Origin of the sequence: Actinomadura sp. 21ATH, assembly GCF_041951345.1 — a bacterium.
In the GTDB taxonomy this organism is placed as follows: Bacteria; Actinomycetota; Actinomycetes; order Streptosporangiales; family Streptosporangiaceae; genus Spirillospora.
Genome location: NZ_JBGNUR010000002.1, coordinates 1,224,347 through 1,236,507, shown reverse-complemented (window position 1 = coordinate 1,236,507; position 12,161 = coordinate 1,224,347). Strand labels below are relative to the sequence as shown.

Annotated in this window: 14 protein-coding genes and 1 pseudogene; 5 read left to right on the top strand and 10 right to left on the bottom strand. The window is 74.4% G+C overall.

Annotated features, from left to right (window positions below; genetic code table 11):
- Positions 1-37 precede the first annotated feature (37 nt).
- The 8 genes from ACA361_RS12090 to ACA361_RS12055 all read right to left on the bottom strand — a co-directional run bounded on the left by ACA361_RS12090 (position 38) and on the right by ACA361_RS12055 (position 4,071).
- Positions 38-721, bottom strand: a complete 684-nt coding sequence (locus tag ACA361_RS12090) for a YidC/Oxa1 family membrane protein insertase (RefSeq protein ID WP_375011951.1) — start codon at positions 719-721, stop codon at positions 38-40.
- Positions 722-751: 30 nt separating this feature from the next.
- A complete protein-coding gene (locus ACA361_RS12085; protein ID WP_375011950.1) occupies positions 752-1,021 on the bottom strand; it encodes a DUF6412 domain-containing protein in 270 nt (89 codons plus the stop codon).
- An 81-nt stretch (positions 1,022-1,102) separates the two neighbouring features.
- Positions 1,103-1,666: a hypothetical protein gene (locus tag ACA361_RS12080; RefSeq protein WP_375011949.1), complete on the bottom strand. Its 564-nt coding sequence runs from the start codon at positions 1,664-1,666 to the stop codon at positions 1,103-1,105.
- Between the two features lie 18 nt (positions 1,667-1,684).
- A complete protein-coding gene (locus tag ACA361_RS12075; RefSeq protein ID WP_375011948.1) occupies positions 1,685-1,855 on the bottom strand; it encodes a hypothetical protein in 171 nt (56 codons plus the stop codon).
- Entirely contained in the window at positions 1,843-2,397 is a 555-nt protein-coding gene (locus tag ACA361_RS12070; RefSeq protein WP_375011947.1) for a hypothetical protein, read from the bottom strand. The genes ACA361_RS12075 and ACA361_RS12070 overlap by 13 nt, the downstream gene beginning before the upstream one ends.
- Positions 2,394-2,861, bottom strand: coding sequence for a hypothetical protein (locus tag ACA361_RS12065; protein ID WP_375011946.1), 468 nt, complete (start codon positions 2,859-2,861; stop codon positions 2,394-2,396). The genes ACA361_RS12070 and ACA361_RS12065 overlap by 4 nt, the downstream gene beginning before the upstream one ends.
- Positions 2,858-3,385 carry a MauE/DoxX family redox-associated membrane protein gene (locus tag ACA361_RS12060; protein ID WP_375011945.1) on the bottom strand — a complete coding sequence of 176 codons (528 nt, stop codon included), beginning with the start codon at positions 3,383-3,385 and terminating at the stop codon, positions 2,858-2,860. The genes ACA361_RS12065 and ACA361_RS12060 overlap by 4 nt, the downstream gene beginning before the upstream one ends.
- Positions 3,382-4,071 (bottom strand): hypothetical protein, encoded by a 690-nt coding sequence (locus ACA361_RS12055; RefSeq protein WP_375011944.1) that lies wholly within the window; start codon positions 4,069-4,071, stop codon positions 3,382-3,384. Before ACA361_RS12055 ends, ACA361_RS12060 begins: the two co-directional genes overlap by 4 nt.
- Before the next feature lie 252 nt (positions 4,072-4,323).
- Here ACA361_RS12055 and dut point away from each other — a divergent pair, with 252 nt between their 5' ends.
- Together dut and ACA361_RS12045 are read left to right on the top strand one after the other, a co-directional pair.
- On the top strand, positions 4,324-4,800 hold the full coding sequence (gene dut, locus ACA361_RS12050; protein ID WP_375011943.1) for a dUTP diphosphatase: 477 nt from the start codon (positions 4,324-4,326) through the stop codon (positions 4,798-4,800).
- A gap of 3 nt (positions 4,801-4,803) precedes the next feature.
- The gene (locus tag ACA361_RS12045; RefSeq protein WP_375011942.1) at positions 4,804-5,646 is read left to right on the top strand and encodes a DUF3710 domain-containing protein; all 843 of its coding nucleotides are present in this window, start codon (positions 4,804-4,806) and stop codon (positions 5,644-5,646) included.
- A 204-nt stretch (positions 5,647-5,850) separates the two neighbouring features.
- Here the strand turns inward: ACA361_RS12045 and ACA361_RS12040 are convergent, their stop codons facing one another.
- Together ACA361_RS12040 and ACA361_RS12035 are read right to left on the bottom strand one after the other, a co-directional pair.
- Positions 5,851-6,576 (bottom strand): PIG-L deacetylase family protein, encoded by a 726-nt coding sequence (locus ACA361_RS12040; protein WP_375011941.1) that lies wholly within the window; start codon positions 6,574-6,576, stop codon positions 5,851-5,853.
- 19 nt (positions 6,577-6,595) lie between these two features.
- Positions 6,596-7,918 (bottom strand): annotated as a pseudogene (locus ACA361_RS12035) (ArsB/NhaD family transporter); the annotation flags it as partial.
- A gap of 153 nt (positions 7,919-8,071) precedes the next feature.
- On the opposite strand from ACA361_RS12035, the gene ACA361_RS12030 reads away from it, so the two are divergent.
- The 3 genes from ACA361_RS12030 (at position 8,072) to murJ (ending at position 12,151) form a co-directional block, all read left to right on the top strand.
- Positions 8,072-8,839 carry an ABC transporter ATP-binding protein gene (locus tag ACA361_RS12030; RefSeq protein ID WP_375011940.1) on the top strand — a complete coding sequence of 256 codons (768 nt, stop codon included), beginning with the start codon at positions 8,072-8,074 and terminating at the stop codon, positions 8,837-8,839.
- A gap of 2 nt (positions 8,840-8,841) precedes the next feature.
- Positions 8,842-10,197: an FtsX-like permease family protein gene (locus ACA361_RS12025; RefSeq protein WP_375011939.1), complete on the top strand. Its 1,356-nt coding sequence runs from the start codon at positions 8,842-8,844 to the stop codon at positions 10,195-10,197.
- 166 nt (positions 10,198-10,363) lie between these two features.
- The gene (gene murJ / locus ACA361_RS12020; protein ID WP_375012015.1) at positions 10,364-12,151 is read left to right on the top strand and encodes a murein biosynthesis integral membrane protein MurJ; all 1,788 of its coding nucleotides are present in this window, start codon (positions 10,364-10,366) and stop codon (positions 12,149-12,151) included.
- Positions 12,152-12,161: the final 10 nt, after the last annotated feature.

The window sequence follows — 12,161 nt, the reverse complement described above, 5'->3', positions numbered from 1 at the left end:
GTTCGGTTTCCATCGAAACCGCCCCCGCCTGGCCGCGTCAAGCGGCCGCGACGATCCGCCGGTGCAGCACCGCCCGCTCCGCGGCCGTCCAGGCCCCGGAGACCAGCAGGTAGAGCCCCGCCGCCAGCGGCACGAACGCCGCGACGGCCACGGTCGCGAACGGCAGCGCCCGCGCCACGTTCCCCAGCGGCCCCTCGGCGCTCACCCGCCGCGACGACCACCACGCCACCAGCGCCAGCAGCACCAGCAGCCCGGCGAACACGAGCGTCCCGGACGAGAACAGCCCCACGCTCAGCAGGTTCTGCCCCAGCGGAGCCCCCAGCAGCGTGTGCGCGAGCAGCAGGTTCTGGTGCCCGGCCACCGTGGCGGACACGAACAGCTGGTACATGACGGCGAAGAACGGCCACTGCGCCAGCGCGGGCAGGCACCCGGCGGCCGGCGACACCCCCTCCTTCGCGTAGAGGTCGGCGGTCTCCCGCTGGAGCCGCCGCGGATCCTTCGCGTGCTTCTTCCGCAGCGCCTGGAGCCGGGGCGCGAGTTCCATACGGCTGCGTTCGCCGCGCGCCTGGGCGATGCCCAGCGGCAGCAGGACCAGCCGTACGGCCAGGGTGAACAGGACGATGGCCGCCGCCGTGGCCGGCTCGCCGAGCGGGGCGAGCATCCCGGCGAGCGAGCCGACGATGTCATGGGCGGCGGAGACGGGCGTGTCGAGCAGGAACATGGAGGGCCTTCCAGGGGAGAGGGAGATCGGCTAGCGAGCAGCGATCTCCGGCCCCGGGGCCCTCGGCCGCGGCCGCCCGGCCGCGTCCGGATCGCGCTGCGGCAGGAAGGCCGTGCGCAGCGTGCGGTCGCGCAACGTCGTGCGGACGCTCGCCGGCGAGGCGTGCCGGTCCCGCCGCACGACGAGGGCGGCCCCCAGCACGAGGAGTCCCGCGACCGCCAGCGTGCCCAGGCCCACCGCGAGGCCCTGCCCGGAGAGCAGGTCCGCGACGGCCAGCAGCAGCGGCAGCAGCAGCGACACGGCGGGACCCTTCCACGAACAGGCGATCGCCAATAGAGACGTTCCACTCCGGGGAAGGGTTCCCGCGCGCTCCGCCGCGTGTCACGGACCGTTCAGCAGGAGGAGGGCGAGGGCCGCGGGGACGGCCAGGGCGGTGGTCCTCGTGATCCAGGGGAGGCGGGCGCCGACGCGGGCGTCGCGGCCGGGATCCCTGGCGGCGTAGGTGAGGGCGGCGCTGAGGGCCCGCCCGGCGCCGAACGCGGCACCGGCCAGGAGCGTCGGGAGCAGGGGCAGGCGGCTCAGGAGCAGCCCCAGGGCCAGGACGTACGGCGCGCTCGCGGAGACGTACGTGCGGACCCCAGTTCCGAGCTCGAAGCCGAACTGGAGGGAACCCCGGCGCATCCGGAACCGGAGGACCTCCTGCGGGATCTGCCGGGCGTTCTGCGGCAGCGGCACCGCCAGCAGGCCGAACTCGCGGGCCGCGCCCAGGACGGCGACGGCCGGCACCGCTCCCGCGCGCACGGGAGCGGGGACCGGCGCGGCGAGGCCGGACAGCAGCCAGACGGCCGCCGCGCTGAGGGTGCCCCCGAGCAGGAGCCCGAGGATGAAGACGGCCAGGACCTCGCCCTGCCGTACGTGGGCCCGCCAACCTGGCGAGAACAGCACCGACTCGCTGTTGCGCGTTCAAACGGAGCCGGACAGCGAGAAGCCCGCCAGCGCGCCGATCGAGGCCCAGCACAGGACGGCCGCGTCCAGCGCCCCGGCGGCGGCCGCGAGCAGCGCGAGGGCCGCGACGGGCAGCAGCGGCTCGGTGAGGCCCCGGCGCAGCCGCCCGGCCGCCTCTAGTTGCGGCACGAGGTGGCCTTGCGGCAGATGGTCTTGTACCAGTTGCCCTTCGCGGACTTCTTCCAGCCGTCGTGGCAGCGCCAGGTGACGCCCTTCTTGCAGCTGCCGCAGCTCTTGGAGTACGACCAGAGCCAGCCGTCCCAGCCGCTGCCGTAGCACTGGCCGGGCCGCAGCTTGTACCGGCCGGGGTCCGAGACGCCGGACCGGTGGAAGCCCTTGTACTTGCCGCTCGTCCGGCAGCAGACCGAGCACACGAGGCTCGGCCCGCAGCCGGGGGAGCAGTTGTGGTTGGCCGCGTACGAGGGGCAGCGCCCGTAGATGTCGTAGTAGCCGCGCATGCTGTACCCGGCCGCGATGGCCTTGCGGGCGGGCGGGAAGACGCCGAGCGCGTTCAGGCCGGCGGCGGCCCCGGCGGCGGCGACGCCGGACAGCACGCTGCGGCGGGCCACGCGGGCGCGCGGCGCCTCCTCGGCCGCACGGCGGCGGCGGACGCGTTCGGCGCCGGCCGGTCGGGGGCCGCGCAGCGGCGGGACGTCCTCTAGCTCGATCATCGCGTTCCCTCCAGATCCACCGTGGGGTCCATCAGCTCGCGCAGGGCCTCCGGGGACCCCACCGGCTCGGCGGCGCGGACCCGGCCGTCCGCGTCCACGAGCACGGCGAACGGGGTCGCGGGCACCCGGTAGTCGGCGAACAGCCCGTCCCGCTCGTGGGCCAGCGCCGCCGCGGGGGCGCCGTCGGGCGCCGGGCCGGAGAAGACCGCCGTGACCGGGCCCTCGACCGCATCCAGGACCTCGGCGCACACGCCGCAGTCGCGGTCGAGGAACAGCAGCAGCCCGGGGCCGAGGCGGTCGAACGCGGGCGCGCGCGAGCCGGGCGGCGGGCCGAGCGCGCGGCGCCGCGCCCCGGCGGCCCCCTGGCCGAGGGCGTGCACCTGCCGGACGAGCCCGGCGACGACCAGGGAGAGCAGCAGGATCGCGACCCACGACAGCAGGAGCGCGCTGGTCTGGAAGCTCATCCTGCGGTTCTCCCCTCGATCGGTTCGTTCATGGCCCGCGGGAGCGTCCAGAGAAGGACACCGAAGGTGAGCCCCGCGAGCACGGTCACCGCGGTCCCCTCGTCCGGCAGGGGCCGGGCGGCACCGGCGGCGGCCAGCGCGGCGAGGGCGGCGGCGCGCGCGGCGACCCAGCCGGTCATCGGCGTGCCGAGGTCCCCGGCGCAGCCGCAGGGGGCGGCGGGGCGGGTGCGTGCCACGCGCAGGCCGTACGCGGCGTACAGGGCCAGCAGCGCGGCGGCCAGGCCCAGCGCGGGGCGCAGCACGGCGTCCCGGCCCAGCAGCAGGCCGGCCAGGGCCGCGAGGCCGAGCAGCGCCTCGGCGGCCACGGCGAGGACGGCCGCCGGGACGACCAGCGGCGGCGGCAGCGTGCGCTGGGCGCGCAGGGCGGTGCGGAGGAGGCCGGGGCGGCGGAGATGGCCGGCGAGCGAGGCCAGCAGGACCAGCGGGACGGCCACCGCGCCGGTGCCCGCCAGCAGGCCCGTCACCGGACCGCCTCGACCGCCAGCCCGGCGAGGCGTCCCGGGATCTCGCGCACCCGCTCCTCGTCCGGCAGCACGGTCACCAGCAGCGCGCGCGTGGCGAGCAGGAAGTACGGGCCCTGCCCCTCGACGGTGTCCTGGAACAGCTCGCCGTCGCCGACGCGCGCGCCGCGCCAGGGCGGCAGCCGCCGGCGGGTCCGCGCGGTCAGCGCGGTGATCTCCAGAAGCCCCAGCTCGGGCACCTCCTTGACCAGCTCGGCGGGGTCGGGACGGGCGGCGCGGCCGCGCGGCTCGGCGGTGACGCCGTCGTCGTGCTCGCGCAGCTTCAGCGTGTTGAAGAACTCGATCGCGTCGGCCGCGACCCCGTGGTAGAGGTGCGTGAACACCGCGTGCCGGCGGCCCTCCCAGACCGCGGCGAGCACGGGATCGGCGACCCGGGTCTCGGCGTCGCGGGCGCCGGTGCGGCCGAGCCGCAGCCGGCCGCCCTGGAGCCGGTACTCCTGGTGGAAGCGCTCGACCCCGATGTCCTCCGCCCACGCGCGGGCGTCCGCCCGGGTGCCGCTGGAGATCTCGTGCAGCCGGCCGCCGTCGGCGATGCGGGCGACCGAGGTGGTGGGACGGCCGAGCTCGTACGGCCCGCGGAGCCGCACGCGCGTGCCGTCCAGGGACCGATGGGTGACGTCTCGCAGCAATTCGGACCCTCCGTACGAAAAGTACGGTTAGTGACTTCATTGACGCTACGCGCCTGCGGGCTCGCACGGGATGGCCGTGCCGGAAGTGGTCACCCGGCCGGGCCGCGCGGCGTCCCTCCAGTAGATCATGAAAACCCGGCCGTACCCTGCAAGGACGCGCCCGGGCGCCGGGCGGGGCGGCGGTACCCCCGTCCCCCGGTAGGGTTCGGGTCGGCCCGCGCCCCAGCGCATCCCGACCGTGAGGTGAAATCCGTGACGAACAAGGTCGACGTGCTCATCCGCCGGCTCGACCCGGGGCTGCCGCTCCCGTCGTACGCCCACGCGGGCGACGCGGGAGCCGACCTGTTCGCCGCCGTGGACGTCGAGCTGCCGCCCGGCGAGCGCGCCGTGGTCCCGACCGGTGTCGCGATCGCCCTGCCGGACGGCCACGCCGCCTTCGTTCACCCGCGCTCGGGTTTGGGCGCTAGGTTTGGGGTGACCATCGTCAACGCACCCGGTACGGTCGATGCCGGTTACCGGGGTGAGATCAAGGTGACCCTGCTGAACACCGACCCCCGCGCCACCGTACGGCTGCGGCGCGGCGACCGGATCGCCCAGCTGGTGGTGCAGCGGGTGGAGCCCGCGGTCTTCCACGAGGTCTCCGAGCTTCCGGGTGCGGCGCGCGGCACCGCCGGATTCGGTTCCACGGGCGGATTCGCGGATAATGGGTTGAGCGAAGAAGGAGCGTGAGTCGTGGCTTTTGGACGTCGCCGTCAGGCCGATGAGCCCGCGAAGGAGCCTGCGAACGAGCCACAGACGGCCGACGAGGAGACCGAGGCCGCCGCCTCGGCCGCGGACGGCGAGGCTCCCGAGACGGCCGGGGCGCCCGCGGAGGGCGGCCCCTGGGACTCCGAGGACGAGCACCCCGAGCTGCAGCGGCTCGACTTCGGGTCGCTCCAGGTGCCGGTCGCGCCCGGGCTGGGCTTCCAGGTCAACTTCGAGGCCACCCAGGTGGACGACGAGGGCAACCCGCTGGACGGGCGGCCGGTCGCGGTGCTGGTGCAGTACGAGGAGAGCGCCATGCAGCTGCAGGCGTTCGCCGCGCCCAAGCGGTCGGGCATCTGGGACGACATCCGGCGGGACACCGCCAACGACATCCAGGAGGACGCCGGCGGCCAGACGCAGGAGCAGGAGGGCCCGTTCGGCCCCGAGCTGCTGGCGATGGTCCCCGCGGCGCTCACCGAGGAGGTCCTCGCCGAGATGCCGCAGGAGATGCGCGAGCAGATCCCGGCGGAGTTCATCGAGCAGGGCTGGGCGCCGCAGGTGATCCGCTTCATCGGGGTGGACGGCCCGCGCTGGTTCCTCCAGGCGGTCGTGCAGGGCGCCGCGATCGAGGACGAGGAGCAGTGGCAGGTCCTGGAGGACGTGTTCCGCAACATCGTCGTCGTCCGGGGCGAGTCGCCGATGCCGCCGCGGGAGCTGCTCGAGCTGCAGATCCCCAAGGAGTTCAGCGAGGCCGCCGAGGAAGAGGGGGAGGAGAAGGTGGAGACCTTCGACCCCTTCGAGCGCGGCCCCGAGATCACCGAGGTGCGCTGAGCGCGCGTTCGCTCGGCACGAGAGCCCGCCGGGACGGCCGTCCCGGCGGGCTCCGCCGCGTTCGGGGTGTTTGGGCCTTGCCGAACGCGGTTCGCGGGTGGTGAATGCAGGCATGTCGAAGAAGACCCGCAAGCGCCGTACCCGCAAGCGCCGCAGGGCCAACGGCGGCAAGCGGCCCTGCGCCCGGCGCTAGCCGGGCGGAGCCTACTGGATCATTTCGAACGGCATCGCGTGGGTGACGCCGACCTCCTTGCCGGCGGGCTCGACCATGCCGGTGAGGAACTCGCGCGCGTCGAAGTCGGCGCCCAGGCCCGCGAAGTAGACCTTGTGGGCCTGGAGCGAGGCGATGCCGGCGTCCAGGTGGCCGGTCACGTCGACGTAGTGGGTGGCCTCGGGCGAGCCGCCGAACAGCGCGAACCGCACCCCCTGCCACGGCTCCAGCGCCTTTCCTCCTCCCGCCTCATCCCGCCCCAGGTCCCGGAAGACCCAGCGGTTGGCGGCGTCACGGATGGCGTCGACGACGGCCAGGCCGAGCACCCGGTGGTCGGCCATGTTGAAGAACCCGCCGGGGAAGGTGTCCCGGAAGTTCACCGAGATCACGACCTCGGGGCGGTGCCGCCGGATGGCCGCGGCGAGCGTGCGGCGCAGCGGCAGCCCGTACTCCAGCATGCCGTCGGGCAGGTCCAGGAACTCCACGGTCTCCACGCCGACCGCGCGGGCCGCCTCGACCTGCTCGACGCTGCGGACGCGGGCGGCCTCCTCCGGGTCCATCCCGTCGATGCCGGCCTCGCCGCGGGTGGCCAGGACCTCGACCACCGTCTTGCCCTGCGCGGTCCACTTCGCGACGGCGGTCGAGCCGCCGTACTCCAGGTCGTCGGGGTGCGCCACGATGGCCAGTGCCCGCGTCCAGTCCTCCGGTACCGGTTCCATCCTCCGATTCTGGCCGATCTCAGGCCAGATAGCGGAACCACAGGTACGGCGTGGCGAGCAAGATACTGATAAAAGTGACGATCAGACCATACTTCGTAAAGGTCCAGAAGCTGATCGGTGTACCGTTCCGGGCGGCGATGCCCAGGACGACCACGTTCGCGCTGGCGCCGATCGCCGTGGCGTTGCCGCCGAGGTCGGCGCCCAGCGCCAGCGCCCACCAGAGCACCTGGCCGTCCGGGCCGTGCTGGTGGACGAGCGTCTCGACGATCGGGCTCATCGTCGCGACGTAGGGGATGTTGTCCACGATCGCCGACAGCCCCGCCGACCCCCACAGCAGCGTCAGCGCCGCGAACGCCAGCCGCCCGTCGGTGGCCTCGGCCGCCGCCCTGGAGACCGACTCGATGACGCCCGTCTCGACCAGGCTGCCGACCATGACGAACAGGCCCGCGAAGAACACCAGCGTGGGCCACTCCACCTCGCGCAGCGCGTCCTCGGTGGTCACCCGGGTCGCGGCCACCAGCAGCCCCGCGCCGAGCAGCGCGACCACCGAGGGCTCGTAGTGCAGGACGGGATGCAGCACGAACGCGGCGATCACGATCCCGAGCACCGCCAGGCCCTGCACCAGCAGCCGCCGGTCGGTGATCGCCTCCCGCTCCTCCAGCGACATCACCTCGGCCGCGCGCTCCGGGTCGTACCGGAACGACTTCCGGAACAGCACCCGGCACAGCAGGCAGAACACCGCCATGAGCAGTACCACGAACGGCGCCAGATGGACCAGGAAGTCGTTGAACGACAGGTCGCCGCGGCTGGCGATGATGATGTTGGGCGGGTCGCCGACCAGGGTGGCGGTGCCGCCGATGTTGGACGCCATCACCTCGGCGATCAGGTACGGGACGACGTTCAGCGCGAGCCGCTCGCACACCAGGAACGTGACCGGCGCGATCAGCAGCACGGTCGTGACGTTGTCCAGCAGCGCCGACGCGGCCGCGGTGATGAGCACCAGCATGACCATGAGCCGGTACGGCCGGCCGCGGGCCCGCTTGGCCGCCCAGATCGCCACGTACTCGAAGACCCCGGTCTGCCGCAGCACCGAGACGATCACCATCATGCCGAGCAGCAGGAAGATGACGTTCCAGTCGACGCCGCTCCGCTCGGAGAAGAACGCCGCGTGCGCGTCGGTGATGTGCAGCAGGAGCATCAGCGCCGCGCCGCCGAGCGCGACCTTGGTGCGGTCGATCCTCTCCGTGGCGATCAGGACGTAGGCGATGACGAAGACCGCGATCGCGATGGTGGCCTGCACGGTGATCGACCCTAACGCCTCGTCATCGGCCGGGATCGGCGCAGGGGCCCGCGGCGCGGCGCGGCGCGCGGCGGGGCGCGAAAGGTGGGGTTTTGCCTACCCCGGTCGGCGGTGCAGGCCCATGTTCCGGGCCTCCGGCCGTCCATAGCGTCTCTACCGGACGCGGAAAGGGCGGTCTCGATGGGAGGACGGGCGATGATGGGTAATGAGGCGCTCCGGCTGGAGGACGTGCGGAAGGTCTACGGCGCGGAGGGCAACCGGGTGACGGCGCTGGACGGCGTGTCGCTGTCGCTGCCGGCGGGCTCGTTCACGGCGGTGATGGGGCCGTCCGGTTCGGGCAAGAGCACGCTGCTCCAGTGCGCGGCCGGGCTGGACCGGCCGACCGGGGGCCGGGTGTTCGTGGCCGGTGCGGAGCTGGCCGCGGGCGGCGGCGAGGCGGCGCTGACGAAGTTCCGGCGGGAGCGGATCGGGTTCGTGTTCCAGCAGTTCAACCTGCTGCCGGCGCTGACGGTCCTGCAGAACGTGACGCTGCCGCTCAAGCTGGCGGGCCGCAAGGCCGACCGGCGGCGGGCCGCGGAGATCCTCGGGCGGGTGGGGCTGGGCGACCGGCTCGGCCACCTGCCCTCGGAGCTGTCGGGCGGCCAGCAGCAGCGCGTGGCGATCGCCCGCGCGCTGGTCACCGAGCCGGAGGTGCTGTTCGGGGACGAGCCGACCGGCGCGCTGGACACCCGGAGCGCGCGCGAGGTGCTGGCGCTGCTCCAGGAGGCGGTGCGGGTGTACGGGCGGACCGTGGTGATGGTGACGCACGACCCGGTCGCCGCGTCGTACGCCGACGGGGTGCTGTTCCTGGCCGACGGCCGGCTGGTGGGGTCGCTGGCCTCGCCGACCGCGGAGGCGGTGGCCGAGCGGATGACGCACCTGGCCGACGAGGTCGAGCGGCAGCGCGCGCTGGCGGGGGTGTGACGATGTTCGCTCTGGCTCTGCGCTCGCTGCGGAAGCGGGCCGGCGGGTTCGCCGCCAGTTTCGCGGCGCTGTTCCTCGGCGCGGCGATCGTGATGGCGTTCGCCTCGATGCTGGACACCTCGATCCGGGGGAACGCGTCCGGCGCGGCCGCCGAGACGTTGACGATCATGGCGGCGGTGGTGGGGAGCTGGGGCCTGATCCTGGTGGTCCTGGCGGTCTCCTCCACGCTGGCGCTGTCGGTGCGGCAGCGCGCCGAGGAGATGGCGCTGCTGAAGAGCATCGGCGCGACCCCGGCGCAGCTCGGCCGGATGGTCGTGGGCGAGGCGGCCGTGCTGGCGGTGGCCGCGTGGGCGCTGGGGATCGTCCCGGGGCTGCTGGGCGGGCGGGCGCTGCTGGCGATGCTGCACGACACCGGCCAGGTGCCGGCGGGCATCGGGTACGCGTTCGGCCCGATCGCGCCGGCGATGGGCCTGGGCGTCACGCTGGTGTCGGCGGTCGCCGCCGCGATGATCGCGGTGCGCCGGACGGCCCGGGCGCGGGTGGCCGAGTCCCTGGCGGACGCGGCGGTCGGCGATGCCAGGCTCGGCTGGAAGCGGATCGCGGGCGGGATCGTGTGCCTGCTGCTGGGGCTGGACCTGGCGGTGATCACCTCGACCGTGCTGCGGGACGAGGGGGACGCGGCCATGGCCACCGCCGGGCAGGCCGACATCTTCGCCGCGCTGGGGCTGGCGCTGCTGGCCCCGTGGCTGATCCGGCGGATCGCCGGCGCGCTGGCCCGGCCGCTGGGGCTGCTGGGCGTGGCCGGGGATCTGGCGGTGAGCACGCTGCTCCGGCGGACCGGGCAGATGGCCGCGGTGGTGATGCCGATCATCCTGTTCAGCGGCATCGCGGCGGGCACGATCTACCTCCAGGAGATCGAGAGCGACGCCATCCGCGCCGCCGGGCTGCTCAGCACGGTCGAGCAGAAGAACATCGCCACGCTGAACTTCGTGGTCATCGGGATGATCCTCGTCTTCACCGCGGTGATGCTGGTGAACACGCTGCTGGCGGCGACCGCGTACCGGCGCCGGGAGTTCGGGCAGGCGCGGCTGGCCGGCGCCACGCCCGGGCAGGTGGTCGGCGCGGTGGCGCTGGAGGGCGTGCTGCTGACCGTGATCGGGCTGGTGTGCGGGGCGTTCGCGGCGGCGTTCACGGTGGTCCCGTTCGGCATAGCGCGGGCGGGCACGGCGCTGCCCGACCTGGGCCCGCTGACGATGGCCGGGGTCGCGGCGGTGGCCGCGGCGCTGACGATGGCGACGGCGCTGGGCGCGGCGCGGCGCGCGGTGCGGGTCCCGGCCGTCGAGGCCGTCGCCGTGTGACGGAGTGCGGGGGTGCGTGAGGGAGCCCGGGGGCGAGGGCACGCCCGCCCGGAACGGGGCGGCCGCGATGGCGCGGCCGCCCCGTTCCGCGTCCGGGCGCAGGGTCTAGGGTCCTGGTGTGGCTGATCGGGTGAACTGGGACAGGGGGCCGGCGCGCGGGCGGGTCATGCCGGAGGTGTTCGACGCCGCCGAGCGGTTCGAGCCGCCGACCGCGCCGGAGCCGGGCCTGGTCCCGTACCGCGATCCCAGCGATGTCGGCGACCCGGGCACCGCCGCCCGGCCGGGCTCGGACCGGGACGAGATCGGCGGCGCCGCGCAGGCCCCGCCGCCGGGGCTGGCGCGCTCCAGCGCGGTGATGGCGATCGGGACGGTGTTCTCCCGCGCGACCGGCTTCCTGCGCACGACGGTGGTGAGCGCCGCGCTCGGCGTCGGGCTGCTGGGCGACGCGTACCAGACCGCCGACATGATCCCGTTCACCGTGTACGCGCTGCTGCTGGGCGGGCTGCTGTCGAGCGTGTTCGTGCCGTTCCTGGTGAAGCGCCGCAAGCTGGACGCGGACGGGGGAGCGGCGACCGAGCAGCGGCTGTTCACCGCCATCGTCGCCGGCCTGCTGGTGCTGACGGTGGTCGCGGTGCTGGCGGCCGATCCGCTGGTCTCCCTGTACGCGCGGGACTTCGAGGACCGGCAGCGCGAGATCGCGGTGCTGCTGACCCGGCTGCTGCTGACGCAGATCCTGTTCATCGGCGTGAGCGGGGTGGCCGGGACGCTGCTGAACGCGCGGCAGGTGTTCGGCGCGCCGATGTGGGCGCCGGTGGTCAACAACCTCATCACCTGCGGTGCCGGGCTGGCGTTCATCTGGGTCGCGGGTCCGGGGCGCGGCGTGGGCACCGTCACCGACGGGCAGCTGGCGGTGCTGGGGATCGGGTCGGCGGCCGGGACGGCGGTGCAGAGCCTGCTGCTGGGCTGGTCGCTGTGGCGGGCCGGGTTCCGCTGGCGGCCCCGGCTGGACCTGCGCGGCTCGGGGTTCGGCGAGGCGGCGCTGGCGGCGCTGTGGATGTTCGTCTACATCGTGGTGGCGCAGGCGGGGCTGCTGGTGACGGCGAACGTGGCCAACCGGGCGGGCCGCGCCGCCGTGGCCGAGGGGGAGCCGGGGGCGGGGCTGGCGGCGTACAAGTTCGCCGAGGTGGTGTTCCAGCTGCCGTACGCGATCATCGCGGTGTCGGTGATCACCGCGCTGCTGCCGCGGATGAGCGCGCACGTCGCCGACGGCCGCCGGGACCTGCTGCGCGCCGACTTCTCGCGCGGCCTGCGGCTGGCGTCGGCGCTGCTGGTGCCGCTGTCGGTGGCGATGCTGGTGTTCGCCGTCCCCGGCGCGGTGCTGCTGTTCGCGTACGGGAGCACCACGCCGGACGACGCGGAGCGGATCGGCCTGGTGCTGATGGTGTTCGCGGTGATGGTCGTCCCGTTCACGCTGTTCCAGCTCCAGATGCGGGTCTTCTACGCGCTGGGCGACACGCGCACGCCGGGGCTGCTGGCCGTGCCGGCGGGGATCGTCCAGGCGGGCACGGCGATCGCGATGGGGGTGCTGCTCCCGGCCCGGTACGTGGTGCTGGGCCTGCCGGTGGCGTACGGGCTGTTCTACCTGGTGGGCACGGTCGGCGCGACGGGCGTGCTGCGGCGCCGGCTCGGCGGCATGGACGGGCGGCGGATCTTCCGCACGCTGGGGCTGCTGTTCCTGGCGGCGGTGCCGGGCGGGCTGTTCGGGGCCGCGTGCGTGTGGGCCTCCGGGCGGCTGCCGGGCGAGCGGATCCCGGGGCTGGCGGCGATGGTCGTGGGCGGGCTGGGCGGCGGGCTGCTGTACGTGTGGTGCGCGCGGCTGCTCAGGGTGCCGGAGGTGGGCTACTTCCTCGATGTGGCCCGTACCCGGGTGCCAGGTCTCCGTGACCGGGGTTGACAGGCGGCTG